This is a genomic window from Pyxidicoccus xibeiensis (genome assembly GCF_024198175.1).
Lineage (GTDB): Bacteria > Myxococcota > Myxococcia > Myxococcales > Myxococcaceae > Myxococcus > Myxococcus xibeiensis.
In genome coordinates, this window is the sequence record NZ_JAJVKV010000002.1 from 397,387 (window position 1) to 421,374 (window position 23,988).

Annotated in this window: 5 protein-coding genes; all 5 read left to right on the forward strand. The window is 72.2% G+C overall.

The features are described 5' to 3' along the window. Positions 1-55: 55 nt before the first annotated feature. From LXT23_RS09780 to LXT23_RS09800, 5 genes are read left to right on the forward strand one after another with little or no spacing between them, the layout of a single operon-like run. A complete protein-coding gene (locus LXT23_RS09780; RefSeq protein ID WP_253979841.1) occupies positions 56-2,722 on the forward strand; it encodes a type I polyketide synthase in 2,667 nt (888 codons plus the stop codon). Then, positions 2,719-6,180 (forward strand): non-ribosomal peptide synthetase, encoded by a 3,462-nt coding sequence (locus LXT23_RS09785; protein WP_253979842.1) that lies wholly within the window; start codon positions 2,719-2,721, stop codon positions 6,178-6,180. Before LXT23_RS09780 ends, LXT23_RS09785 begins: the two co-directional genes overlap by 4 nt. Next, positions 6,177-10,739, forward strand: a complete 4,563-nt coding sequence (locus LXT23_RS09790; RefSeq protein WP_253979843.1) for a type I polyketide synthase — start codon at positions 6,177-6,179, stop codon at positions 10,737-10,739. Before LXT23_RS09785 ends, LXT23_RS09790 begins: the two co-directional genes overlap by 4 nt. After that, complete coding sequence (locus tag LXT23_RS09795; RefSeq protein ID WP_253979844.1) at positions 10,736-19,156, forward strand: type I polyketide synthase; 8,421 nt, start codon at positions 10,736-10,738, stop codon at positions 19,154-19,156. The genes LXT23_RS09790 and LXT23_RS09795 overlap by 4 nt, the downstream gene beginning before the upstream one ends. Next, entirely contained in the window at positions 19,149-23,978 is a 4,830-nt protein-coding gene (locus tag LXT23_RS09800; RefSeq protein ID WP_253979845.1) for a type I polyketide synthase, read from the forward strand. Before LXT23_RS09795 ends, LXT23_RS09800 begins: the two co-directional genes overlap by 8 nt. Positions 23,979-23,988: the final 10 nt, after the last annotated feature.

The window sequence follows — 23,988 nt, forward strand, 5'->3', positions numbered from 1 at the left end:
GGCCGCACAGCTCATGCGGGAGGAGAGGGTGATGAAGGATGAGGTACGTGGTGCCATGGCGCGACTGCTCTCCGGCCTCGATTCGGAAGAGCGGTCCAGCCTCCTCGCGCTGCTGCAACGCGAGCAGCAGGAGGGCGACCCGGTGGCCGTAGTCGGCATGGCGGGCCGCTTCCCGGGCGGCGCCAGCTCCCCTGAGGCATTGTGGCGTCTGTTGCAGGAAGGAAGGAGTGGCATCACCGAGATCCCGAAGAGCCGCTGGGACATCGATGCGCTCTTCCACCCGGACCCGGACGCTCGCGGAAAGATGTACGGCCGCTGGGGTGGTTTCCTCGAGGGCGCGGACCAGTTCGATCCGCAGCCGTTCGGCATCACCGATGAGGAAGCGGCGCGGATGGACCCGCAGCAGCGCCTGCTCCTGGAGGTCTGCTGGGAGGCGTTGGAGAGCGCGGGCGAGTCTCCGACGGGGCTCGTTGGCAGCCGCACGGGCGTCTTCGTGGGGCTCGCGGACCAGGGCTACAACCGCGTTCGCGAGCCAGGGCACCTGGACGACTACGGTGTGACGGACCACCTCACCAGTGTCGCCAGCGGCCGCTTGTCCCACGTGTTCGGGTTCCACGGGCCGACGTTGTCCATCGAGGCCGCGTGTGCCTCGTCGCTGGTGGCGCTGGACCTGGCCGCCGCGAGCCTGCGGCGAGGGGAGTCGGACCTCGCGATTGCCGGCGGCGTGACGCTGCTGTTGCAGCCAGAGATTTCCTTCCATTTCTGCAAGCTCGAGCTCATGTCCCGGGACGGTCGCGTCAAGGCGTTCGACGCGAAGGCGGACGGCGCGGTCCGGGGCGAGGGCTGTGCCTTGCTGGTGCTCAAGCGCTACTCGCAGGCGCTCGCCGACGGCAACCCGGTGCTCGCGCTGCTGCGCGGCTCGGCCTCCACCAGCACGGGCCGCGGCGCGAGCGTCTCGGCGCCCAGCGTGCCGGCGATGCGGCGCGTGATGCGCGATGCGCTCGCGAGCGCGGGGCTCACCCCCGCGGACGTGGACTACGTCGAGACGCACGGCTCGGGCACCTGGGCTGGGGACGCCATCGAACTGCAGGCCCTCAAGGACGTCTTCGGATCGCCACGGCCCGACGGGACGAAGTGTGTGCTCGGCGCGGTGAAGACGAACCTCGGGCAGCTGGAATACGCCGGCGGCGCCGCGGGCGTCATCAAGGTCATCCTCGCCTTCCAGCACGAGGCCATCCCTCCGAACCTGAACTATTCGACGCCGCACCCGCGCGTCCCCCTGACGGACACGCCGCTCGTCATCCCCACGCAGCCGCAGCCGTGGCCGCGAGGGGCCCGGCGGCGCATCGCGGGGGTCACCGGCTTCGGCCTGAGCGGCGCCCTCGCGCACGTGCTCATCGAGGAGCCGCCGCTCCGGAGCGCTGCGGACGTGACGGCGCGACGGCCTGTGCACGTGCTCACGCTGTCCGCGAGCTCAGCCGAAGCCCTCGCCGCGCAGGTGGAGCGCGTGGCACCGCTGCTCGACGCGACCCCCGAGCCGTCGCTCGGAGACTTCTGCTTCACTGCGAACGCCGCACGCGCCCACTTCTCACACCGGCTCGCGGTCACCGGTCGGACTCCTGCGCAGCTGAGGGACGGGCTCCGTGCCTGGCGAGGTGGGGCGCCGGCTGAGCGCCGCGAGCGGCAGCACGTGGGGTTCCTCTTCCAGGACGAGCCCCTCCCGCAGGGCACGCACGGGCAGGAGCTGTACGCGACGCAGCCTGTGTTCCGCGACGCACTCGACCGCTGCACCGCCGCCTTCGCGGCCTCGGGCGCGCAGCGGGAGGTGCCCGCCGCGGAGCAGACCCGGTTCTCCCTCGGGTATTCGCTCGCCGAGCTGTGGAAGTCATGGGGCGTGCGGCCGGCGGTGGTGCTCGGCATGGGCGTCGGCGAGGTGACAGCCGCGTGCGTGGCAGGGGCCATCGATCTCGATACGGCGGTGCGCACGCTCGCAGCGCGGCCCTCGCGGGCGGACGGCGTCGGGTACCCGGTACACGAGGCGCTCCCACCGTTTCGCTGGACGGACCTCGCTCGAGCGCTCGAGGGGCAGAAGGTCACCCTCCTGCTCGGCATGGCGCAGAGCAAGCCCGGCCACCTCGGCGAGCCCGGCTTTCTGCCTTCGCTCCGGGCAGGGTGGGGGGACTGGGATGCGCTGGTCGAGTGCGTGGCGCGCCTCTACGAGCGCGGCGTCGACCTCGACTGGCGGAGCTTCGACCGGCCCTATGGGCGGCGCGTCGTGGCGTTCCCCGGGCACTCCTGGCAGCACCGGCGGTTCTGGCTCCACCGGCCGACGGACGGCTCGGAGCCCATCGAGCCCACGCGTGCCGATGACACGGCGGCACGTGTCCTTGCAGCGCCTGCCACACAGCATCGCGTGCTCCTGCAGGCCCACCTGACGGCGCACCTCGCGAAGGCGCTGCGCGTTGCCGCCGACGAGCTCAGCGCGAACAAGTCACTCGTCCTCCTGGGGCTCGACTCGCTGATGGCGGTGGAGCTGCGACGCAAGCTCAAGTCCGAGTTCGGGTTCAACCTCGCGGTGGCGCGCCTGCTCACGGGCGCGGGCATCGCGGACCTCGCGCAGGACATCGAGCACCACCTGGCGGCATCCAGTGCCCTGGCCGGAGGGCCGCCACCCATCGCTCACGGCCCCGACACCGAGGAGCGCGAGGTCATCCTGCTATGAGTGTCACTGAACTTCTCACCGGACTCGCGCAGCAGGGGATTCACCTCTCGCTCGGCGAGGGCGACCAGCTGTCCGTGAACGCTCCGAAGGGGGCGCTCACCGCGGAGGTCCGCCAGCGCCTCACCGAGCACAAGCCGCAGCTCCTCGCCTTGCTCCGGGCGCGCAAGGCGCAGCCGGTCGAGCCCGAGGTCCCTCCGCTCGTCTCCGACCCCGCGAACCGCTACGAGCCATTCCCCCTCACCGACATCCAGCAGGCGTACTGGCTTGGGCGGGGCGGCGCCGTGGACATGGGCGACGTGTCCATCCACGTGTACTGGGAGCACGACTTCCATCCCCTGGACGTGCCCCGGATGGAGCGCGCCTGGCAGAAGGTCATCGCCCGGCACGACATGCTCCGGGCGGTCATCCTCCCGGACGGGCGTCAGCAGATTCTTCGCGAAGTCCCGCCGCTGCGCATCACCGTGCTCGACCTGAGTCAGGCCTCGCCCGCGGAGGTCGAGGCCGGCCTCGCGCAGGTGCGCGACGCGCTCTCGCACCAGGTCCTCCCGCTCGACCGGGCGCCGCAGGTCGAGGTCCGCGCGACGCGCCTGCCCGGCGGCGTCACCCGGCTCCACCAGAGCGTCGACCTGGTCCAGCTCGACGGCGGCAGCCTCGCGCTGCTCGCGTACGACGTTGCCCGGGCGTACCAGCACCCGGACACGGAGCTGCCGGCCCTGGACATCTCCTACCGGGACTACGTCCTGGCGGAGCGCAAGCTGCACGACAGCGCGACGGCGCAGCAGTCCCTGGCGTACTGGCGCTCACGCGTGCGCGAGCTGCCGCCCGCTCCGGAGCTCCCGCTGGCCCGCGCGCCTTCGTCGCTCAAGACGAGCCGGTTCAAGCGCCGGGTGGCACGGCTGGATGCGACGCGCTGGGCGCAGCTGCAGGCGAGGGCGAAGGCGCGCGGACTGACGCTCTCGTCGGTCCTCAGCTCGGTCTACGCCGAGGTGCTCGCGGCCTGGAGCAAGAGCCCGCGCTTCACGCTCAACATCCCGCTCTTCAGCCGCATGCCCATGCACCCGCAGGTCAACGAGCTACTGGGCGACTTCACCTCGATGGTCCTCCTGGGGCTGGACCTCTCCGTCCCGGAGAGCTTCGAGTCGCGCGTCCAGCGGACCCAGGCCCAGCTGTGGCAGGACATCGAGCACACGCAGCACATCAGCGGGGTGCAGGCGCTGCGGGAGCTCGCGCGCGTCCAGAAGTCGTCCAACGCGTCGCTGCCCATCGTCTTCGCCAGCCTGCTCAGCCTGCGCTCCGAGGGCTACGCCGACTGGGCGTCCGCGTGGAAGCAGATCTCCGAGCCGGTCTTCACGCTGACCCAGACGCCGCAACTGTGGATCGACAACCAGGTCCAGCAGGAGGAGGGCGGGCTCGCCGCGTCCTGGGACTCGGTGGAGGAGCTGTTCCCCGCCGGCATGCTGGACCAGATGTTCGAGAGCTACCGGCTCCTGCTCGAGCAGCTCGCGACGGAGGAGGCGGCCTGGACGGAGGTCCGTGCGCGGCGCGTGGCGCTGCCAGCCGACACAGTGCGGCTGCTCGCGGAGCTCAACGCCACGGACGCGCCCGTCTCCACCGAGACGCTCTACTCGCTCTTCCAGACGCAGGCACAGGCGCGTCCCCAAGCCGAGGCCGTCATCAGCCCGCGCCGCACGCTGACCTACGGGGAGCTGCATGCACGCGCCAACGCGCTCAGCCACCGGCTCGGGGCCGTCGGCTGCGCGAAGGGCAGCCTCGTCGGCGTGGTGCTGGAGAAGGGGTGGGAGCAGCTCGTCTCCGTGCTCGCTATTCAAGGATGCGGTGCGGCGTACCTGCCGGTGGACCCCGAGCTGCCCCCCGAGCGGCTGAAGCTCCTGCTCGAGCAGGGGCAGGTGCGCGTGGTGCTCACGCGGCAGGACATCGACGCGAGGGTCTCCTGGCCGTCGGGGTTGGAGCGTGTCCGGGTGGAGGACGCCCAGCCGCAGGGCCCGGAAACCCTGCGCCCGGTGGCACCTCCCGCGCCGGAGGATCTCGCGTACGTCATCTACACGTCCGGCTCCACCGGGCTGCCCAAGGGGGCGATGCTCAGCCACCGCAACGCGGTCAACCGCATGCTCGACGTCAACGCGCGCTTCGGCATCGGCCCCGGGGACCGGAACATCGCGCTGACCGCGCTCAACCACGACCTGTCCGTCTACGACGTCTTCGGGATGCTCGCGGCGGGCGGCTGCGTGGTGATGCCGGACGCGGCGTCGGTGAAGGACCCGCTCCACTGGGTGGAGCTCCTGACGCGCGAGCGGGTGACGTTCTGGAACAGCGTGCCCGCCTTCATGGAGATGCTGGTCGAGACGCTCGAGCGCGACCCGTCCCAGCCGCGTCCGACCACGCTGCGCAAGGTGGTGCTCTCGGGGGACTGGGTGCCCGTCACCCTGCCGAACCGCATCCGCGCGCTCGCGCCGGAGGTGCAGGTCATCTCCGCGGGCGGGCCCACGGAGACCTGCGTCTGGGACATCTGCTACCCGGTGGGGACGGTGGACCCGTCGTGGCCGAGCATCCCCTACGGACGGCCAATGACCAACGCGCGCTACCACGTGCTCGACGAGCAGCTCGAGCCGCGGCCGACGTGGGTCCCCGGCCAGCTGTACATCTCGGGCGTCGGCGTGGGACTCGGCTACTGGGGGGACCCGGAGAAGACGCGGCAGAAGTTCATCGAGCATCCAGGTACCGGAGAGCGCCTGTACCGCAGCGGCGACCTGGGCCGCCTGCTCCCGGACGGCAACATCGAGTTCCTCGGGCGCGAGGACCTGCAGGTGAAGATCCAGGGCCACCGCATCGAGCTTGGGGAGATTGAGGCGGCACTGTCGCAGCACCCGGCGGTCCGGGTGGCGGCGGTGACGGTGGTCGCGCCTGCCGGCGGCAAGAAGCGGCTCGTCGCGTTCGTGTCCACCAAGCAGGAGGCGTCCGAGGAGACACTCCTCGAGTTCCTGCGGGAGCGGCTCCCCTCGCACATGCTCCCCACGCTCGTGCTGGGAGACTCGCTGCCGCTCAGCGCGAACGGCAAGGTGGACCGCAAGGCGCTGGCCGAGCTCGCGCTCAAGCAGTCGCAGCCGAAGGCCGCGTTCGTCGCGCCGGGCAGCGAGCTGGAGCTTCAAATCAGCCGGCTCGTCCAGCAGGAGCTCGGGCTCCCCGAGCTCAGCGTGGACGGACAGTTCTTCGACCTGGGCGCGGACTCCACCATCATCGTGCGCATCACCGCGGCGCTGCGCGAGACGTTGAAGCTCGACGTGCGCGCCACGGACCCGTTCCGCTTCCCGACGGTGCGCGCGCTCGCGGCCTTCCTGGCGCAGAAGGGGAGCGGGCCCGCGGCGGCGGTGCAGTCGGGAGCGGATCGCGCGGCAGCGCGGCGTGAGGCGCGCGGGCGCCGCAAGGGGGCAGAGGGATGAGCGGCTCGGACCTGGCAATCATCGGGATGGCGGGACGGTTCCCGGGCGCGAGCACGCTCGAGCGCTTCTGGGAGAACATCCGCGGCGGCGTCGATTGCGTGAGCGACCTCACGGACGAGGAGCTCCGTGCGGCGGGCGTCAGCGAGGCGTCCCTGCGCAACCCGAAGTACGTACGCCGCGCGTCTGTCCTGGACGACATCGAGACGTTCGACGCGGAGTTCTTCGGGTTCAGCCCGAAGGAAGTGGAGCTCATCGACCCGCAGCACCGGCTGTTCCTCGAGTGCGCGTGGGAGGCGCTGGAGAACGGCGGCGTGGACCCGGGCCGCTATCCGGGCGCCATCGGCGTCTTCGCGGGCACCAGTTACTCCACGTACCTGCTCCGCAAGTTCCTGCGCGAGGCCGGCTCGATGCCGGTCATCGAGCACCTCCAGCTCCAGGTCGCCAACGACAAGGACTACCTGGCCAGCCGCGTCTCCTACAAGCTGAACCTGCGCGGCCCGAGCCTCTGTGTGCAGACGTCGTGCTCCACGTCGCTCGTCGCGGTGCACCTCGCGTGTCAGAGCGTGCTGGACGGCGAGTCGGACATGGCGCTCGCGGGGGGCGTGTGCCTGCGCGTCCCGCAGCGTGTGGGCTACATCCACCAGGAGGGCGGCATCCTCTCGCCCGACGGGCGCTGCCGCAGCTTCGACGCGCGTGGCGCGGGGACCATCCAGGGCAGCGGCCTGGGGGTCATCGTCATCAAGCGCCTGGCGGATGCCCTGAAGGACGGCGATCCGATTCGCGCCGTCATCAAGGGGTCCGCCATCAACAACGATGGCGCCTCGAAGGTGGGCTACATGGCGCCGAGCCACGAGGGCCAGGCGCGCGTCATCTCCGAGGCCTTGAGCCTCGCGGACGTGGAGCCCGCGACGGTGGGGTACCTCGAGTGCCACGGCACCGCGACGCGGGTGGGAGACCCACTGGAGCTCCAGGCGCTCGCGGAGGTGTTCTCGGGCGTGCCGCGTGGCAGCTGCGCCGTGGGCTCCGTGAAGGCGAACCTCGGGCATCTGGAGTCGGCCGCCGGCATCGCCGGCCTCATCAAGGCGGTCCTCGTGCTCGAGCACGGGGAGCTACCCCCGCTCGCACACTTCCAGGAGCCCAATCCCGGCTGCGACTTCCCCTCCACGCCGTTCTTCGTGCCCCCGCGGGCGCAGCCCTTCCCGAAGGGCGCTCACCCGCGCCGCGCGGGCGTCAGCTCGTTTGGCATTGGCGGCACCAATGCGCACGTGGTGCTGGAGGAGGCGCCGGCCCCGGCCGCGCGCTCCGCTGTGGCGGCGAGGCCCTGGAGCCTGTTCACCCTGTCTGCGCGCAGCGAGCCCGCGCTGCGTGCGCAGGCCCGCTCGCACGCCGCCTTCCTGCGCTCGGAAGCGGGCCGGCGCGAGGCGCTCGCGGACCTCTGCTTCACGTCTGGCGTCCGGAGAGCGCACCACACCTTCCGGCTCGCCGCGGTGTGCAGGAGCCACGACGAACTCGCCGAGGCGTTGGACGCGTACGCAGAGGGCACTCCGCACGGCCACGTCGTCGCGGGCCGGGCGCCCCAGGCGGAGCAGCGGCCGCAGCTGACGTTCCTGTTCACCGGACAGGGCTCCCAGTACGCGGGGATGGGGCGCGGGCTCTACGAGTCGCACCCTACGTTCCGCCAGGCCATCGACCGCTGCGTGCGGGCGCTCGAGGGCGTGCTTCCGCTGCCACTCACGGAGGTGCTCTTCGGCGAGGGTGCGCCGCTGGACCAGACGCAGTACACGCAGCCGGCGCTGTTCGCGCTCGAGTACGCGCTGTCAGAGGTGTGGCGCGAGTGGGGCGTGGTGCCGGATGCGGTGCTCGGCCACAGCGTGGGCGAGTTCCCCGCCGCGTGCACTGCCGGCGTGTTCGAGCTGGAGGAGGGCATCCGGCTCGTCGCCGAGCGCGCGCGCCTCATGCAGCAGCTGCCAGCGGGCGGCGTGATGGTGGCGGTGCAGGAAGGGGAAGCGGAGGTCCAGCCGCTCCTGGCCGCGCACCCGGCGGTGTCGCTCGCGGCCTTCAACGGTCCCAGGAGCGTGGTGCTGTCGGGGCCAGCGGCGGACGTCGACGCGGTCGTCCGCGCGCTCGAGTCGCGCGGAATCAAGAGCCGTGCGCTCACGGTGTCCCATGCGTTCCACTCCGCACTGATGGAGCCGGCGCTCCCGGCGTTCGGGCGTGCGGCGGCGTCCGTCAGCTATCGCCCGCCGAAGGTGGCGTGGGTCACCAACCTCACGGGTGAGCAGGCGTCGTCCATCTCCGCCCAGTACTGGGAGCAACAGCTGCGCGAGCCCGTGCGGTTCGCGCAGGGCGTGCAGACGCTCGCAGCGGCTGGGCGCCGCCTGTTTCTCGAGGTGGGGCCCCAGCCGGTGCTCTCCGGCCTCGCGGCCAGCATCCTGCCTTCCGAGGCCCTCTGCCTCGCGAGCCTGAGAAGTGGGCGCGACGCGTGGCAGACGTTGATGCAGAGCGCAGGCCAGCTGTACGTCCAGGGCGTCGCTCTGGACTGGCGGGCCCTGCACGGCTCTGCGCACCGCTGCGTGGCGGCGCCCGGCTATGCGTGGCAGCGGGAGCGCTACTGGGTGGATGACCCGCTTCCGGGTCGCAGTGGCCCCGAGGCGCCAGTCGGCCGGAGCGATGAGGCACCCGACATCACGTACGCCCTCTCCTGGCGGAGTGCGCCCGCGCCGGTCGCCGGGAGCAGCGGCGTGGCCGGCTGGCTCGTGCTCTGCGACGCAGGTGGTGTCGGCGCGTCGCTCGTCCAGGCGATCGAGGCACGTGGCGAGCGGTGTCTGTCCCTCACCGTGGACGAGGTCACGCGCGAGCTCGACGCTGCGGCTCCGTTCGAGGGGCACGTCGCCCAGGCACGCAGCTGGGCTGGCACCCTGGGCGTCGTGCACGCGTGCAGCCTCGACGCAGCGGCCACGGGGCTCGAAGCGCTCCGCGCGGCCGAGGTGCGGAGCACCGGGAGCGCGCTGCGCCTCGTCCAGGCGCTGCAGGCGGCCGGGGTGACGCCGCTCACGCGGCTCTGGCTCGTCACGCGGGAAGGCCAGGCTGTCGAAGGGGGCGCGGTGAACGTGTCGCAGGCGCCGCTCTGGGGCTTCGCGCGCTCGGTGCAGCAGGAACTGCCGGAGCTGTCGTGTAGGGCTGTGGACCTCGGCGCGGGGGATTGCACCTCGCTCGCCGGGCAGCTGCTAGCGGAGCTCAGCGCGGACGGGGAGCCGCAGACCGCCTGGCGTCGCGAGCGGCGGTACGTGGCGCGCCTGGAGCGCGTGCGGGCCGCCGTGGGGCACGGCCCGTCGCTGCGGTCGGACGGCACCTATCTGGTCACCGGCGGCCTCGGCGCGCTCGGGCTCCAGGTTGCGGAGTGGATGGTGGAGCGCGGGGCCCGGCACCTCGCGCTCTTCGCGCGGCGTTCCGTGTCGCCAGCGCACTCGGAGGTCCTGGAGCGGCTCCGCTCGAAGGGCGCCAACGTTCACGTGGCGAGCGTCGACATCGTCGACCGCGAGGCGCTGTCTCACGCACTGGCGCACGTGGCGAAGTCCATGCCTCCGCTGCGCGGGGTGGTGCACGCGGCCGGCGTCCTGGACGAGGCGATGCTGCCCCAGCTCACGCCCGAGCGGCTCCGCAACGTGATGGCTCCGAAGGTCGACGGTGCCTGGAGCCTGCATGAGCTGACGGCGGGGCAGCCCCTGGAGCTCTTCGTGCTCTTCTCCTCGGTGGGTGCCGTCTTCGGTGCGCCCGGCCAGGCGAACTACGGCGCCGCCAACGCGTTCCTCGGCGCGCTCGCGCACCACCGGCACCAGCTCGGGCTCCCGGCGACCGCCGTGGACTTCGGGCCGTGGGCGGGGGCGGGGATGTCCTCCAAGCTCGACGCCGCACGGTGGGCCGCGCACCGGCTCCGTCCGATGTCCCCTGAAGCCGCGCTCGGTGCGCTCGGGGCCGCGCTCGGGAGCGGCCGGCCGCAAGTCGCCGTCGCTGAGGTGGACTGGGACGGCGTATTCTCGGACGCCCGGCGGCCGCCCGCGCTGTTCGCGGAGCTCGCGGCGGGACGGGCAGGGGCGGCCGGGAGGTCGCCTGCGGCCGTCCGGACGGTGGAGCGCCTCAAGGCAGCAGCGCCGCACGAGGTGGACGAGCTGCTCGTGGCCCACGTGCGCGGTGAGCTCGGCGAGGTGCTAGGGCACCCGCCTTCGCGACCGCCGGAGCCCTGGCGCGGGTTCTACGAGCTGGGGATGGACTCGCTCTCCGCGGTCCACTTCCGGCGCCGCATGGAGGCCGCGTTCGATGTGCCGCTGGCCACCTCGGCCGTGTTCGACCACCCGACCGTGGAGCGCTTCTCCCGCTACCTCAAGGAGCGCCTGTTCCCGGATGCGCCCGCGCCCGTCTCTACATCCGCGCCCGTGGCGCCGCAGCCGCGAACGGACGCGGTGGCGGCTGAGGTCGACGGGCTGTCCGCGGACGAAGTCTCGTCCGCGCTGCTCGAGCTGACACGCAGCGTGCTGTCTGAGGAAGAACTCGGCGAATGAGCGACACATCCGACATCGCGCAGCAGAAGCGCACGCTGCTGGCACTCAAGAAGCTCCAGGGCAAGGTGGACGCGCTCGAGCACGCGCAGCGCGAGCCCATCGCCATCGTCGGTGCGGGGTGCCGCTTCCCCGGAGGCGTGAGCGACCTCGATTCGTACCGTCAGCTGCTGCGCGAGGGGCGCGACGCCATCATCGAGGTCCCCAAGGACCGCTGGGACATCGACCGCTGGTACCACCCGGACCCGGACGTGGCCGGGAAGATGTACACGCGCTCGGGCGGCTTCCTGCAGGGCCCGGGGGTGGCCGAGTTCGACGCGGGGTTCTTCGGCATCTCGCGGCGCGAAGCGAACCAGATGGACCCCCAGCAGCGGCTGCTGCTCGAGGTGAGCTGGGAGGCGCTGGAGAACGCGGGGTTGCCGCCGCAGCGGCTCTCGGGTTCGCGCACCGGCGTCTACGTGGGCATCAGCGTCAGCGACTACTCGTTCCTGAGCGGCACCGACCCCTCGGGAATCGATCCGTACACCGCCACCGGCTGGGGCTTCGCGTTCTCTGCGGGCCGGATCTCCTACACGCTGGGGCTCCAGGGGCCGAGCATGGCCCTGGACACCGCCTGCGCATCGTCGCTGGTGGCCGTCCAGTTGGCCTGCCAGAGCCTGCGCGCGGGCGAGTGCAGCACGGCCATCGCCGGCGGCGTGATGCTCCTCCTGTCGCCGCTGTCGTTCGTGATGCTCTCGCGGCTGCGCGCCCTGTCCCCGGATGCGCGGTGCAAGACGTTCGACGCGCAGGCCAACGGCATCGCGCGAGGCGAGGGCTGTGGCGTCGTCGTCCTCAAGCGGCTTTCGGACGCGCAGCGCGACGGCGACCGCATCCTCGCGACGCTGCTCGGCGGCGCGGTGAGCCACGACGGCGCGTCCAGCGGCTTCACCGTGCCCAACGGGCGCGCGCAGCAGGCGGTCATCCGTGAGGCGCTCGGTGCCGCGCGCGTGAAGCCGGAGGAGGTGGGCTACGTCGAGGCGCACGGGACTGGCACGTCGCTCGGAGACCCCATCGAAATCGACGCGCTGGCGGCAGTGTACGGCGAAGGCCGCGGCACGGCGGCTCCGCTGTGGGTCGGCTCGGCGAAGACGAACCTGGGGCACCTGGAGTCCGCGGCGGGCATGGCCGGGTTGCTCAAGGCCGTGCTCGCGGTGCAGGGCGGGGAGCTGTTCCCGCACCTGCACCTGCGCGAGCCCAACCCGCACATCGCGTGGGACCGGCTCCCGGTGCGCGTGGCGGGGGCCTCCACGCGCTGGCGCGACGGCGTCCGCCGCATCGCGGGGGTCAGCTCATTCGGCATGAGCGGGACGAACGCGCACGTGCTCGTGGCGGCGAGCGAGCCACCTCCGCCGCTCACGGCCGCTCGCCGGGAGCGCCCGCTGCACCTCTTGACGTTGTCGGCGAAGAGCGGCGCGGCGCTCGAAGCGCTCGCGGGGCAGTACGGGGCCGCGCTGGCGTCCGGGAGCGAGGGCGACTTCTGCTTCACGGCCAGCACCGGCCGAGGCCACTTCGAGCACCGGGCCGCGGTGCTCGGTGCGTCAGTCTCCGAGTTCCGTGAGAAGCTTCGGGCCCTGGCTCAGTCGGGAGGACTGTCAGCAAGCTCCCCACGCACCGAGCCGCCGAAGCTCGCCATCGTGTTCCCGGGGGAGGGGAGCGGCCCCGTTCGGGTGAGTCGCGGCCTGTTCGACAGTGAGCCCGTGTTCCGCGACGCGCTCGCGCGCTGCGACGCAGTGCTGCGGACCGAGCTGCCCGTGCCGCTGCTCTCGGTGCTCTTCCCCGAGAAGGGTGCTTCGGCCCCAGGGCACGAGGAGCCGCTGTGCGCGCAGGCGGCGCTGTTCGCGGTGGAGTACGGGCTGTGGACGCTGTGGCGCTCGTGGGGCGTCACGCCGTACGCGGTGATGGGCCACGGCGTGGGTGTGCTGGCCTCCGCGTGCGCCGCGGGTGCGCTCAGCCTCGAGTCCGCGCTCGGGTTGGTGCTCGCGCGGGCCCGGTGCTCCTTCGCCGCGCCCGGGACGCCCGAGTGGACGCGGTACGAGGAGGCCGCTCGCGCCGCGGCCAGCTCACCCGGCTCGCTTAGGGTGGTGTCGCATGTCACCGGCCACCCTGTGGACACTCAGGGGAGGACGGACGCGCACGCGTGGTGTGCCGAGGCCCGGGAGCCGTCTCGTCCCGAGTCGACGGGCAAGGCACTCGAGGCGCTCGGAGCAGGTCCGGTGCTCGAGCTGGGGGCGGCTTCAGCTTCCGGATGGCTTGGCTCCCTGACGCGGGAGGGGCGTGACGAGGAGCAGTTGCTCACGACGCTCGCAGAGCTGTACGCGCGTGGAGTCGCCATCGACTGGACAGCGGTTCATCTGGGCCGCGGACACCGGCTCACCACGCTGCCGACCTATCCGTTCCAGCGGCAGCGCTACTGGGTGGCTGCCACCCGGCCCGAGCGGAGCGACAGCGAAGCGGACGTGCCCTCGGAGGCGCAGGCGGGGGGCCCGCCGCAGCTCGACGCGGCAGGACACATCCAAGCGCTCCGGGCCGCCTCGCCCAGGAAGCGCCGCGAGCTCCTCACCGCGCACGTCGAGGCCGCACTGCGTGCGGTGTTGGCCCTGGGCCCGGCAGAGTCCGTCGAGCCACAGCGGGGCTTCGTCACGCTGGGCGTCGACTCGCTCATGTCCACCGAGCTGCGCAAGCGCTTGATGACGACGCTCGAGCACCCGCTCTCCGCCACGGTGACCTTCGACCATCCGACGGTCGATGCCATGGTTGCGTTCCTCCTCCGGGAGCTGCCGTACCTGAAGGACACGGAGGCAGTGGCACGCTCCAGTGCCGCCACTCCCGCTGTGTCCGAGCAGCACGTACGCGAGCCCATTGCCATCGTCGGCATGGCCTGCCGCTTTCCGGGCGGGGCCAATGATCTCGAGGGCTACTGGTCCCTGCTCCGCGACGGCGTGGACGGCACGAGCGAGATGCCGGCGGAGCGCTGGGATACGGATGCGTTCTACAGCCCGGAGCGCGGCACGCCGGGGAAGATGTCCACGCGCCGCGGCGGCTTCCTGAGTGGCGTCCCGTTCGACGGCTTCGACGCGGAGTTCTTCGGCACGGCGCCCCGGGAGGCCGCAGCGATGGACCCGCAGCAGCGGCTGCTGCTCGAGGTCGCCTGGGAGTCGCTGGAGGACGCCGGCTGCGTCCCCGAGCAGCTCGCCGCGACGCGCACCGCGGTGATGGTCGGCATCGCCAGCTCCGACTACCTCGGCCTCCAGAACCAGGGCCCCCTGACGCGGCTCGAGCCGTACATGGTCACCGGGAACGCGCACAGCTGCGCGGCGGGACGGCTCTCGTACACGCTCGGGTTGCAGGGACCGAGTCTCTCCATCGACACCGCGTGCTCTTCGTCGCTCGTCGCGGCGCACCTGGGCTGCCAGGCGCTGCGCAACGGAGAGGCGGACGTCGCGCTCGTGGGCGGCGTCAACATGATGCTCGCGCCCGAGCCCTTCATCTACTTCTCCCAGGCGGGGGCGCTTGCCTCGGACGGGCGCTGCAAGACGTTCGACGCTGCCGGGGACGGGTACGCGCGCGGCGAAGGCTGCGGCGTCGTCGTCCTCAAGCGCCTCTCGGACGCGCTCAGGGACGGGGACCGCATCCGCGGCGTCATCCGCGGCTCCGCGGTCAACCATGACGGCCGCACGAGCGCGCTGTCCGTCCCCAACGGGCCCGCGCAGGAGGCAGTCATCCGCCAGGCCTACGCGAATGCTGGCGTGGAGCCCGCGCGAGTGGCCTACGTGGAGGCGCACGCCGCCGGCACGCCGCTGGGCGACCCCATCGAGATGCAGGCACTCGCGGCGGCGCTGGGTGACGGCCGCAATGCGGAGCGCCCCCTCCTCGTCGGCTCTGTGAAGACCAACATCGGCCACCTCGAAGCGAGCGCTGGCGTTGCGGGCCTCATCAAGGGTGTGCTGATTCTGGAGCACGGTGAGGTTCCGCCGCACCTCCACTTCCAGACGCCGAGTCCGCTGATTCCCTGGGAACGCCTGCCCGTCCGGGTGCCCACGCAACGGCTTCCGTGTGAGGGGCGCGAGGGCGTGGTGGGGGTGAGCTCCTTCGGCATGAGCGGCACCAACGCGCACGTCGTGCTGGAGCGGGCCCCAAGCCAGAGTCCCGCGAAGAAGCCGGTCTCCGCGCACCCGCCGCGCGTGCATTGCCTGCCGCTCTCCGCGCGGAGCCCGGAAGCGCTGCGCGCACTGGCGGAGCGCTACGTGTCGGCGCTGTCGCAGGGCTCGCTTTCCGAGGGAAGTGCACGCGTCGAGGACGTGTGCTTCACGGCCGCGCTTCGTCGCAGCCACCACGCCTTCCGGACGGCGGTGGTGGGGCGCACCCAGGACGAGCTCACCGCGGCACTGCGGAGCGTCCTCTCCCAGCCGGGCGCAGACCCGGCACCCACGGTGAAGCGGCGCTGGACCTTCGTCTTCTCCGGCCTGACGACGCCCTGGCCGGGGATGGCTGCCGCGCTGCTGCGTGACGAGCCCGTCTTCCGCGAGACGTTCACCGCCTGCTCGGCGGCCATCGCGCGCGTCGCTCCGTTCTCGGTGCTGGAGCTCGTCACCCAGGGCCAGGTCCGCCCGGACTCGTTCGACGTGGTGCAGCCCGCGCTGTTCGCCATCCAGGTATCGCTCGCGGCGCTCTGGCGCTCCTGGGGCCTGGAGCCCGACGCGGTCGTCGGCCACAGCATGGGCGAGGTGGCGGCCGCGCACGTCGCGGGCGCGCTGTCGCTGGAGGATGCGGCGGCCGTCATCACGACGCGCAGCCAGCTCATCCGGCGGATGCAGACCTCCGGAGCGCGCGGCGGCGCGATGGTGGTGGAGCTGCCCTTCCAGGAGGTGCCACGGGTCCTTGAGGAGCTCGGCGTGTCCGCTACCGTGTCCGTGGCAGGGGCGAACGCGCCACGGCTGACGGTGCTCGCGGGGCCTCCGTTGGAGCTCGAGAAGGTGCTGCAAGCCCTCAAGTCACGCAACGTGTTCTGCCAGCGCCTGGCCACCAATGTCGCGGGCCACAGCCCGGCCTTGAACGCCGTGCGAGGCGACATGCTCCGCCAGCTCGAGTCGCTGAAGCCTCAGCGTCCGAAGGTGGCGTTCTACTCGTCCGTCGGGGGGCAGGACACCGAACCGGCCTTCGACGCGGCGTACTGGGCGAGCAACCTCATCCAGCCCGTCCACTTCTGGCCGGCGGTGGAGCGCCTGCTGAAGGACGGCGTGGACGGGTTCCTCGAGCTCAGCGTCCATCCCTCGCTGCTCAACCCCATTGAACAGGGGCTGCACCAGGTGGGCGTCAAGGGCGTGGTGCTCCCGTCGTTGCGCCGGCCTGACGATGACCGGACCGTCCTGCTGCAGACCGTCGCCCAGTTGTTCGCGGCGGGCGCACCGGTGGACTTCCGGGCACTCTGCGACACCGGAGCGCGGGTGGTCGATGCGCCACGGTATCCCTGGCAGCGCAAGCGCTTCTGGGCCGCGCCGCCGAGGACGGGTGGCGCAGCGGCGGTCCGCGAGGAACAGGCGCGCGCCCACCCGCTACTTGGGGCACACGTGAAGTCCGCGCGCGCCTCCGGCGAGCACTTCTTCGCGCTGTCGTCGCGCCCCCAGGAACTGGAGCTGTGGCGCGAGCACCGGGTCTCCGGTGTCGGGCTCCTCCCAGCGACCGCGCTCCTCGAGGCCATCCTCGCGGCCGCAGCCGAGGCACTCGGGACGAGCGCGCTGGTGCTCGAGTCGCTGACGGTGCACGAGCCGGTGCTGCTGGGTGACGACGCGACACTGTCCGGGCAGCTGGTGCTGATTCCGTCCGGGCCCGGCAAGGACCCTACGGGGCCGGTGCAGTTCGAGCTCTACTCCGGTGAGAGCGACTCGCGGCTTCGAGCTTCCGGGTCAATCCGGCGCGAGCCCGGGGACGCCGTCACGCCCCCCTCCGTCGACGTCTCACAGGTCCGCGCACGTTGCGTCAACGATACCGGGGGGGCTGAGCACCTCGCCCGCTGGAAGGAGTGCAGCCTCGAATACGGCGACAGCGCCTCCGGGCTCGAGCGCGTCTGGCAGGGCGAGGGCGAATGGCTCGCGCTGTTCCGCCCCGCAGAGGCTTCGGCCACCCGCGCCTTCCGTGTCCACCCCTCGCTGGTGGAGGCGGCCCTGCGCCTCGGCGCGGGCGACGTTCCGGGCGAGGACGCGAGGATGCCCGTGCGGTTCGACGGTGTGCGGCTGCACCGGCGTCTCACGGGCGGTCATTGCTGGCTGTACGCGCGCTCGCTCAGCAAGGGTCGTGTGGCCTTCGGCGTCCTCGACGAGGGCGGCCGGCCTGTCATCGAAGTCCACTCCGTCCAGCTGACGGAGGGTTCCGCGCCGCTGACCAACGCCGCCGCCGACCGTGCCTCGCGCGAGTGGCTGTACGAGGTCTCCTGGCGTGCCGTGCCGCCGTTGAAGCGGGGAGCGGTGCCGCCGGGTGGAAGCTACCTGTTGCTCGTTGACCGCTCCGGGCTCGGGGAGCGGCTCGCCGCCCGGCTCGTCGCCGCGGGCCAGCACGTCATCACGGCCGCTCCTGGCTCGCGCGGGGAGCTCGGCGCCGGCTCCTTCCTCGTGGACCCCTCGAGCGACGAGGACTGGAAGTGGCTCCTGGAGCGGGCGGGAGCGGTCCGTGCGGTGGTCCACCTCTGGGGCCTCGATGCGCCGGGTGGAGCGGACTCCCTCAGTGCAGCTGCCCTCGAGGAGGCTCAGGGCGTCGGTGTGGGCGCCATCCCTCCGCTCCTCCGCGCACTCACGGCCGCGCGGGCGAAGGAGCCGGCGCTGTGGTTCGTCACGCGCGGCGCACAGGCTGCGTCCTCGCGCCCGGAGCCCCTGGCCGTGGCGCACGCGCCGCTGTGGGGCATGGCGCGCGTGGTGGCGCTCGAGCATCCGGAGCTATGGGGCGGCCTCCTCGACCTCGACCCACGGCGCGCGCCCGAGGAAGCGGAGCACGTCGCGGCGGAGCTGCTGCACGCGGACGGCGAGGACCAGGTCGCCTACCGTGACGGGGAGCGCAAGGTGGCGAGGCTCGTCCCCACTGGGGGCGGGGAGCTTCCGGCCGCCGTCACCTTCCATGCGGACGCGACGTACCTCGTCGTCGGCGGCCTGCGTGGACTCGGGTTCGACCTGGCGCGGTGGATGGTGGCGAGGGGGGCGCGCCACCTGGTGCTCACCGGGAGGACGCGGCTGCCGGCGCGCGCGGAGTGGGCGGCGCTCGCTCCGGACTCGGAGTCGCACCAGGCAGTGCAGGCGGTTCGCGCGCTGGAGGCCGAGGGTGCGCAGGTGAGGGTGCACGCCGCGGACGTGGCGGACGCAGCGCAGATGCAGGCGCTGTTCGACACGCTCAAACTCGAGGGCCCGCCCGTGCGTGGCGTCATCCACGCAGCCGGCGTCAACCGCGCCGCTCCGCTGACCCGGGTGGATGCAGCCACGCTGCAGTCCGTGCTCGCGTCCAAGGTGCGTGGAGGCTGGAATCTCCACCAGCTCACCGCGGACCTGCCACTGGACTTCATGCTGCTGCTGTCCTCGGTAGCGGGCACGTGGGGCGCCGCCTCGCTCGGCCCATACTCCGCGGCGAACCACTTCCTCGACGCGCTCGCGAGCCACCGCCGTGCGAAGAGGCTGACGGCGACGAGCGTCGGGCTTGGCACGTGGGCCGGCGGCGGCATGGGCGCCGCGCTCGCCCAGGCCCCGAAGCTCAAGAAGCTCTTCGCGCAGATGGGCTACTCGGTGATGTCGCCCGCGCCGACGCTCGAGCTCGTCGGGCGCTTCATGGGCTCGAACGCCGCGCAGCGCGTGCTCACGAACGTGGACTGGGCGCGCTTCAAGCCCATCTTCGAGGCCAGGCGCAGAAGGCCGCTGCTGGACCTCATCGTGACGGGAGAAGCCGCAACGCAGCAGGCGACTGGAAGCGCCGAGCTGCTCGCGCGGGTGGCGGCCGCCATCGACCCGGACGCGCGCGCCGCACTGCTGGAGGCACACGTGCGGCGGCGTGTCGCCGAGGTGATGGGCTACGAGGACGAGAGCGCGCTGCAGTCCGGGCAGGGCTTCTTCCAGCTGGGCATGGACTCCATCATGAGCGTGCAGCTGCGCTCGCGGCTGGAGGCGGACCTGGCACAGAAGCTACCGCCGACGATGGTGTTCGAGCACCCGACAGTCAAAGCGCTCGCCGCGTATCTGCGGAGCGCCGTCGTGGCGGCGCAGCCCGCCCCTCACACCCCCGCGCCCGTTCACGCGGCGGCGGCGCTGGCGCAAGAGCCAAAGGTCATCGAGAGCGGTCCGTCCGAGGACGAGCTGGTGCGCCAGCTCGCCGACGAGCTCGCCGCATTGGGAGTGCAGGTCGATGAGTGAAATCAAGCCTGAGCTGAACCGCCAGGAGGTGCTGGCGAAGGCGCTCGCGGAGATCAAACACCTCCGAGTGAAGGCGCAGGCCGCCGAGCGCGAGAAGCGCGAGCCGATTGCCATCGTTGGGATGGCCTGCCGCTTCCCTGGTGGCGCCGACTCGCCGGAGGCGTTCTGGCGCCTCTTGCGTGATGGCGTCGATGCCACGTCGTCGGTGCCGAAGGAGCGCTGGGACGCGGACCCGCTCTACGACGAGGACCCCGAGACGCCCGGCAAGCTCTACGTGCGGCGCGGAGGCTTTCTCGAGAGCGTGGACCGCTTCGACGCCGGGCTGTTCGGCATCTCGGCGCGAGAGGCTGCCGCAGTGGACCCGCAGCACCGGATGTTCTGGGAGCTGTGCTGGGAGGCGCTCGAGCGCGCGGGCCGTGCGCCGCTCGGGCTCGCGGGTAGCGCGACCGGCGTCTACGTCGGCATCAGCAACCACGAGTACCCGCCGGGCGGTGTGGAGCCCACCGAGGCGGACCCGCTGATGATTGGCGGCAACGCCACGAGCTTCATCGCGGGCCGGCTCTCGTACATGCTGGGGTTGCGCGGGCCGAGCGTGGCCCTGGATACCGCGTGCTCGTCGTCGCTCGTCGCGGTCCACCTGGCCTGTCAGAGCCTGCGCTCGCGAGAGACGGACCTCGCGCTCGCGGGTGGGGTGAACCTCATCCTGTCGCCCGACGGCACGCTGCTCCTGTGCAAGGCGCGGGCGCTGGCGCCAGACGGACGGTGCAAGGCGTTTGACGCGTCCGCGGATGGGTATGGGCGCGGGGAGGGCGGTGGCGTCGTCGTACTCGAGCGACTGTCGGACGCGCTCGCGCGGCGTTCCCCCATCCTTGCCGTCATCCGCGGCTCTGCGGTGAACCAGGATGGCCACCGCAGCGGGCTCACGGTCCCCAACCCGACGGCGCAGACCGAGCTCATCCGCGCCGCGCTCGCCAACGCCGGCGTGCGCCCTTCGGACGTCCAGTGCGTCGAGGCGCACGGGACGGGCACCGCACTCGGAGACCCCATCGAGATGCGAGCGCTCGGGGAGGTCTACGCCGAAGGGCGCGCCCTCGAGCGCCCGCTGTGGGTCGGCTCCGTCAAGACGAACCTCGGGCACCTCGAGTCCGCGGCGGGCATCGCCGGGCTGCTCAAGACGGTGCTCGCGCTGCGCCACGGGCAGCTGCCGCCGCACCTCCACTTCACGCGGCCGAACCCGGACATCACCTGGCACGCGCTCCCGCTGCAGGTGAACGACGCCCTGAGGCCGTGGGAGCGCGACGGCGGACGGCGCCTTGCCGGCGTGAGCTCCTTCGGTGGGAGCGGGACCAATGCGCACGTGGTGCTCGAGGAAGCGCCAGACGCGCCAGCCAGCCCTGCCATGTCTGGTGAGGAGCGCGCACACGTGCTCACGCTCTCGGCGAAGCAGGAGGAGGGGCTCCGGGCGCTCGCTGCCAGGTACGAGGCGTACCTTGCGGAGAACCCCGCGCTCTCCCTGCCGGAGCTCTGCTTCACCGCGAACACCGGCCGCGCGCACCTGCCGCACCGGCTCGCGGTGGTGGGGCGGAGCGCGTCCGAGCTGCGCGCGCTGCTCCAGGGCGCCGTGCAGGGCCGGGAGGAGGCGGGCGTCGTCTCGGGTGTGGTGCGCGGCGAAGCGCGGCCCAGGGTGGCCTTCCTCTTCACCGGACAGGGCTCGCAGTACGTGGGGATGGGGCGGGGCCTGTACCAGACGCAGCCGGTCTTCCGCCGGGCCCTCGACCGCTGCGCGGAGCTGTTCGGACCGTGGCTGAGCCAGCCGCTCCTCTCCGTCATGCATGCGGAGGAGGCCGGTGCGGAGAGCCTCCTGAACCAGACTGCGTTCACGCAGCCCGCGCTTTTCTCCCTCGGGTATGCGCTCGCGGAGCTCTGGCGCTCGCTCGGCGTCGAGCCGGTCGCGGTGCTGGGGCATAGCGTCGGCGAGCTGGCGGCAGCGTGCGTCGCGGGAGTGCTGTCCCTCGAAGACGCGGTGACGCTCGTGGCCGAGCGTGCGAAGCGGATGCAATCGTTGCCCCCCGGCGGCGCGATGTTCGCCGTGGCGTGCGGTGAGGAAGTGGTGCAGGCCGTGCTCGCCACGCGCGGGCCGGATGTCAGCATCGCCGCGCTCAACGGGCCCGCGGAGACCGTCCTGTCGGGGGAAGAACGGGCGGTCGCCGAAGTGGTCGATGCGCTGAAGTCGCAGGGCATCCAGGCCCGGCGAATTCCCGTGTCGCACGCGTTCCACTCGGCACGCATGGAGCCCATCCTCGAGAACTTCGAGCGGGCAGTCTCGAAGCTCTCATTCCAGGCGCCCCGGCTGAGATGGGTCTCCGGATTGACGGGGCGGCTCGACGGCGCAGCGGCCACGGGCGCGTCCTACTGGCGCAGGCAGCTGCGCGAGCCCGTGCGCTTCTCGGACGGCGTGAGGGCGCTGGCCGAGCTCGGGGTGGACACGTTCATCGAGCTGGGCCCGTCCCCCACGCTGTCTTCTCTCGCGCGCGCCTGCCTGCCCGAAGGGCCTCACCGCTGGCTCCCTTCACTCAAGAGCAGGCGCGACGACACGGCGACGTTCCTCGGCAGCGTGGCGCGGCTCTACGCCAGCGGCGCCGACCTCCGCTGGGAAGGGCTCTTCCCGGAGGGGCTGCGGCGGCTCGAGCTGCCGACGTATCCGTTCCAGCGGCAGCGCTACTGGATGCAGGGCAGGGCACCGGCGACGCCGGTCCGGCATGCCCGGGAGGGGCATCCGCTCCTGGGTATCCGCACAGAGACGCCAGACGGCCCGGTGTTCGAGACCGAGGTGCGCGCCTCGGACCTCGCCGTGCTGCGCGACTTCCGTGTGTTCGGGACAATCGTCGTCAGCGGCGTGGTGCAGGTCTCGCTCGCCATCCTGGCCGGGGCCGAGGTGCTGGGCGGCCAGGGGCAGGCGCAGATTTCGGACCTGGTCTTCTTCGAGCCGTTCACGCTCGACGAGGAGGCTCCGGTGCGCGTCCGCCTCCTGCTGTCGAACCCGGAGGCGGGACAGGCTCGCTTCGAGCTCCACAGCGCGCCCAAGTCGCAGGGGCGCGCGCCGGAGTGGAAGCGCCACTGCGCGGGGACGCTGCGCATGAGTGACGAGGGCGGGGAGCCGGCCGGCGAAGCGGCGACGGTGGACGACATCCGCGCCCGCTGCACCACCGAGCTTTCGGCGGAAGCGTTCTACCGGACGTGCTGGTCGGACACGGACCAGTCGTTCGGCCCGAGCTTCAAGGGACTGACGCGCGTGTGGTGGGGCGATGGCGAGCTGCTTGCCGAAATCGACCCGACGGAGACGGGCCTCGCCGAGCCCGAGGCCTCGGGACTCGCCGGCCGTGTGCTGACGGAGGCCTGTGCGGCGGAGGCGTGTGCACAGTCGATGAAGGTCCTGCGCCCGAAGGGGCCCGAGTTCGCCTCGCGCGCCTACCTGGGGGTGGGGATGCAGCGCTCGCGCGCCACGCTCACGTCCGTGCGCGGGAAGCGCTTCGGTCACGCGCGCATGCGTCCGTCAGCGCCCGGGGAGACGCGGCTCTTCGCGGATGTGCGGCTCCTCGACGCGGACGGCCGGGTCATCACGACGTACGAGGGCCTGAGCTACGCGCCCATCCAGCCCGAGGTGCTCCGGAGGCTGACGTCGCGTCCGAAGCGAGCGCGCGCTGGCGGGCTGGACCGCACGCAGCTGCTCTCGGCCGCGAGGCCGGAGCGCTCGCGGCTGTTGGAGGCGTACCTCCTGCGTCAGATGGAGGCGCTCCACGGCGCGCCCGTGCCCGGACTCGAGCCGGAGGCCTCGCTGGGGGAGCTCGGCTTCGACTCCATCCAGTTCACCGAGCTGCGAGGGTGGATACGCAAGGACCTCGACGTGGAGCTGCCCGCGGAGCAGCTCACGGCGACCGCCAGCCCGCGTGCCCTGGCCGCGGCGCTCGCGGCGCGGCTGGCACCAGAGCCCGTCGCGGTCGCACCCGTGAGTGTCTCCACGCCCACGCAGGCCGGGGAGTGGCTTGTCCGGTCGGAGCGCCCGCTGACGGACGAGGCGCGTCTGCGCCTGTTCTGCTTCCCGTTCGCAGGAGGCGGGGCGTCCACCTACCGCGGGTGGGAGAAGGCGCTGCCGCGCGGCGTGGACGTGTGCCGCATCCAGCTTCCCGGCCGGGAGAGCCGGTACGGCGAGCCGCCCGTGGAGCAGCTCTCCGTGCTGCTCGACACCCTGGAGCGTGAGCTGGCTCCGCTGCTGGACCTGCCCTTCGCGTTCTTCGGCACGAGCATGGGCGGCCTCCTCGCGTTCGAGCTGGCGCGGCGGGTCCGTGCGCGCCGGGGCGTGTCGCCCGTGCGGCTGTTCACCGCGGCTTCGTACGCGCCGCACCGCGGGCCGTCCGCGCCGCTCGCGGAGCTGATTCGCACCGGGGTGCACGGCGCGGACCCGGCGCTCCTGCGACGCTTCAAGGTCGTCCCGGATGCGTTGTTCGCCTCCCCGGACATGCTCGAGCTGGTGCTGCCGCCGCTCTACGCGGACCTGCGGCTCGTGCGCGGCTATCAGTACAACGACGAGCCGCCTCTCGCCTGTCCCATCACGGCCCTGTGCGGCACGCAGGATCCGCTGATGACACGCGACAACGCCGCCAGCTGGTCGCACCACACCGTCGCCGACTTCTCCTTGAGGATGATTCAGGGCGAGCACCTGTTCGTGCGGACGGCGCCGGAGGCGGTGCTCGACGTGGTCCGCGACGAGCTCTCGCGGCACCTGGCGCAGCTCGAGCGGGGCGTGGCGAAGGTGGCTTCGTGAGGAAGAGCGA